The organism is Chloroflexus sp., assembly GCF_034432675.1.
In the GTDB taxonomy this organism is placed as follows: Bacteria; Chloroflexota; Chloroflexia; order Chloroflexales; family Chloroflexaceae; genus Chloroflexus.
The window spans coordinates 1-4,409 of sequence record NZ_DAOUBI010000190.1; the positions used below are offsets into that span (position 1 = coordinate 1).

At 55.3% G+C, this 4,409-nt stretch carries 4 protein-coding genes; all 4 read left to right on the plus strand.

What is annotated here, in order from left to right; genetic code table 11:
- The first annotated feature begins 238 nt into the window (after positions 1-238).
- Positions 239-679 (plus strand): 30S ribosomal protein S12, encoded by a 441-nt coding sequence (rpsL, locus tag VAE55_RS14630; RefSeq protein ID WP_012258226.1) that lies wholly within the window; start codon positions 239-241, stop codon positions 677-679.
- Between the two features lie 12 nt (positions 680-691).
- On the plus strand, positions 692-1,165 hold the full coding sequence (gene rpsG / locus VAE55_RS14635) for a 30S ribosomal protein S7 (RefSeq protein ID WP_012258227.1): 474 nt from the start codon (positions 692-694) through the stop codon (positions 1,163-1,165).
- A 65-nt stretch (positions 1,166-1,230) separates the two neighbouring features.
- Positions 1,231-3,339, plus strand: coding sequence for an elongation factor G (fusA, locus tag VAE55_RS14640; RefSeq protein WP_322816487.1), 2,109 nt, complete (start codon positions 1,231-1,233; stop codon positions 3,337-3,339).
- Between the two features lie 52 nt (positions 3,340-3,391).
- Positions 3,392-4,288, plus strand: coding sequence for a class I SAM-dependent methyltransferase (locus VAE55_RS14645; RefSeq protein ID WP_416181208.1), 897 nt, complete (start codon positions 3,392-3,394; stop codon positions 4,286-4,288).
- Positions 4,289-4,409 lie beyond the last annotated feature (121 nt).

Below are 4,409 nucleotides of genomic sequence, written 5' to 3' on the forward strand. Positions count from 1 at the left end.
CAGCAGCTCAATCCAGACGCGAACCTCCTGAGCGCTAAACCTATCCACAGTGTTTGACAAAGCCCGCAGCCGGTGCTATACTCCATAACTGCTGCAAAGAAATGCGCAGCGAAATCTTTGTGCGCCATGCGGCCCACTTCTAAGGCGCAGTGGCATACTGCGACCAGATCTTTGGGCCAGTTATTATTTTGTCTGCAAGAGATTGTTGTTAGCAGGCCGGTTTGAAGGAGAGCATTACATGCCGACCATTAACCAACTTGTTCGGAAGCCGCGCAAGCCGGTGGTGAAGAAGACCAAAGCCCCGGCCCTGCGCTTCACCTACAACTCGCTGAAGGGGAAGCTGACTCGCGGCCGCGGATCGCCACAAAAGCGCGGCGTCTGCACGAAAGTGACCACCATGACGCCGAAGAAGCCTAACTCGGCGCTGCGGAAAATCGCTCGCGTGCGGCTCTCCAACGGCCTTGAGGTGACGGCATACATTCCTGGTGAGGGGCACAATCTGCAAGAGCACTCGGTTGTGCTGATCCGCGGCGGTCGTGTGAAGGACTTGCCCGGTGTGCGCTATCACATCGTTCGCGGCACGCTCGACACCCAAGGTGTGAATGGGCGCAAGCAGGGCCGCAGTAAGTACGGTACGAAGAAGAACCAGCCGGTTGGCAAGGGTGGTGGCAAGAAGTAGGAGAGGTGCGTTATGCCCCGTCGCGGTAATATTGAACGACGACCAATTCCACCTGATGCGCGCTATAATAGCGTTCTCGTTCAGAAATTTATTAATAAAGTTATGGAGCGCGGTAAGAAGAGTCTTGCCGAGCGTATCGTGTATCAGGCGCTTGATCTGGCTGCCGAGCGGCTCAAGAAGCCGCAAATGGAGATTTTTGAGCAGGCGCTGCGGAATGCCAGCCCTTCAATTGAAGTGCGACCGAAGCGCGTTGGCGGTGCTACCTACCAGGTGCCGGTTGAAGTGAAGAGTGACCGTCGCTATTCACTGGCTATGCGCTGGCTGTTGATGTCGGCTCGTGCTCGCACCGGTAAGCCGATGGTTGAACGCCTTGCAGCCGAGTTGATCGATGCCTATAACAATACCGGTACGACAATTAAGCGTAAGGAAGATGTCCATCGTATGGCGGAAGCCAACCGTGCTTTCGCTCACTATGGCCGGCTCTAATCCCGGTTATCGGCAAGAGGTTTATGGCAACTACGATTGCCTCACGTTAGGAGTATGTGACGGGTATGCCACGTCAGATCGAACTCGATAAGATACGCAATATCGGCATTATCGCCCATATTGACGCGGGTAAAACCACAACGACCGAGCGGATTTTGTTTTATACCGGCCGTACGTATAAGATCGGTGAGGTTCACGAAGGTACCGCGACAATGGACTGGATGCCGCAGGAGCAGGAGCGCGGGATTACGATTACCGCCGCTGCGACGACTGCGCCCTGGCGCCTAGACGGCGTAGAGTATCGGATTAACATTATCGATACTCCCGGCCACGTCGATTTTACTGTAGAGGTGGAACGATCACTGCGCGTGCTTGATGGCGGCGTCGTCGTGTTCGACGGCGTGGCTGGTGTTGAACCTCAATCAGAGACAGTCTGGCGACAGGCCGATAAATATAATGTGCCGCGCATCTGTTTTGTTAATAAAATGGATCGCGTTGGTGCTAGCTTCGAGCGCTGTGTACAAATGATTAAGGATCGCCTCGGTGCAAAGCCGGCTATTGTCCAGTTGCCGATTGGGGTTGAAGACTCGTTCCGTGGAACAATCGACCTCTTCAAGATGAAGGCCACGGTCTATTACGACGACCTTGGTAAGGATATTCGCGAAGAGGAGATTCCTGCTGAACTGCGCCCCGCTGCCGAGCAGGCTCGTAATGAGTTGATCGAGATGATTGCTGAAACCGACGATGAGTTGACGCTGCTCTACCTCGAAGGGCAGGAGTTGACCGTCGAGGAGCTGAAGCGCGGTCTGCGCAAGGCAACTATCGAGCGCAAGTTGGTGCCGGTGCTCTGTGGTGCGGCGTTGCGTAATAAGGGTGTGCAGAAACTGCTTGATGCAGTGGTTGAATATCTGCCGTCGCCGCTCGACCGCCCGGCTATTACCGGTACGCTCCCCGGTCAGGTGATGGGTGATGAAGGGGTTGAGGTTATTACTCGCCCAGTCAGTGACGACGCACCATTCACAGCGCTCGTCTTCAAGATCGTCGCCGATCCGTATGTTGGGAAGCTGGCCTACTTCCGCGTCTATGCAGGTAAAATCACCAAAGGTTCTTATGTCCTGAATTCGACCCGTAATCAGCGTGAGCGCCTTGGTCGTATCCTGCGCATGCATGCCAACCATCGCGAGGATATTGAAGAGGTGTATGCCGGCGAAATTGCTGCGATGGTCGGCCCGAAGAATTCATACACTGGCGATACAATTTGTGATCCCGACCATCCGATTGTGCTCGAAAGCATCCGCTTCCCTGAACCGGTGATTGAGCTGGCTGTCGAGCCAAAGACGAAGGCCGATCAGGATAAGATGTCGATTGCTCTCAGCCGTCTGGCTGAAGAGGATCCGACCTTCCGTGTTTACACCGATTCTGAGACTGGCCAAACGATCATCAAGGGTATGGGTGAGCTTCACCTTGAAGTGATCCTTGACCGGATGCGCCGTGAATATAAGGTCGAGGCGAATCAGGGTAAGCCACAGGTCTCTTACCGTGAAACGATCACGCTTCCGGTCGATCAGGAGACGCGCTTTGTGCGCCAGACTGGTGGTAAGGGTCAGTACGGTCACGTGAAGATCAAGTTTGAGCCGCTGCCCCCTGGGAGTGGCTTCGAGTTCGTGAATGCCATCGTTGGTGGTGTCATTCCGAAAGAGTACATTCCCGCCGTTGAGCAGGGTCTGCGTGAAGCGATGCAGACTGGTGTAATCGCCGGTTATCCGGTAGTCGATGTTAAGGCCACGCTGTACGATGGTTCGTACCACGAGGTTGACTCGTCGGAAATGGCCTTTAAGATCGCCGCCTCGATGTGTCTGAAAGATGCTGTGCGTCGTGGTAAACCGCAATTGCTCGAACCGATCATGAAGGTCGAGACGGTTACTCCTGAAGAATTCCTCGGTACGGTAATTGGTGATTTTAACTCTCGCCGTGGCCGGATCGAGGGAATGGAGGCCCGCGGTAATGCACAGGTGGTTCGTGCTTTCGTACCGTTGGCAAATATGTTCGGTTATATGACCGATCTCCGCTCGGCAACACAGGGTCGGGCAACGTCGTCAATGGAATTCGACCATTACGAGCCGCTGCCTGACGCGTTGGCGAAGGAGATTATCGAGAAGCGTAGTGCGAATTAGTGATGGGATCGGGGACGGTCGCCCCGTGCGGTCGTCCCTTTTTTCGACGACGATGGAGCTGCGCCTGTTAACACCGCCGCGCTGGGCCGATTATGAGCTGCTCGATTCAGGGTACGGTGCCAAGCTGGAGCGGTTCGGGCCATACGTGTTGGCCAGGCCGGAAACACAGGCGATTTGGACGCCTCGTTTGCCGGCGTCCGCGTGGCAGCAGGCCGATGCAACCTTTCGTCGTTCGCGTGGCGAAGACGGGCCAGGCGAGTGGCATCAACACCATTCCTTGCCCGAACGCTGGCCACTTGATGCCAATGGGGTTCGTTGCTGGGTTCGTCTGACACCGTTTCGTCATACTGGTGTCTTCCCTGAACATAGTGCCCATTGGGACTGGCTGGCTCGCCAGGTGCAACGCCGCTCGCAACCGCGAGCACTGGTATTGTTTGGATATACTGGCTTAAGTAGCCTGCATCTTGCGCACTGTGGTGCTCACGTTACCCACGTTGATGCTTCTAAGCCCGCAGTGCGTTGGGCGCAAGAAAATCAGGCTCTGGCCGAACTGACGGATCGCCCCATCAGGTGGCTGATCGATGATGTCGGTAAATTTGTTGCCCGTGAATTGCGGCGTGGTAATCGGTACGATCTGATCTTGCTCGATCCGCCAGTCTTCGGGCGTGGGCCAAATGGTGAAATCTGGCGCTTGCACGAACAATTACCGCATTTGCTGGCCCAGTGCGCTCGCTTGCTGAGCCAGCAACCACTCGGAGTGTTGGTGTGCGCTTATGCAACGACGATCTCGGCGTTGACCATCGGTAATTTGCTTGCAGAGACGATGGCGCCGTTTGCCGGTTATGTGAGTGCTGGTGAGTTGGCAATTCCTGAACAAACAACGCATCGGCTGCTACCAACCGCTATCTACGCCGCCTGGTCTGATCGGGAAATAGCCATCTCTGGCTGATGATAGGGATTAAGTAGATCGCGCAAGAACGCGGAGGAATCAAACAATGGCCAAGCAGAAATTCGAGCGGACGAAACCGCACATTAACGTCGGCACCATCGGTCACGTTGACCACGGCAAG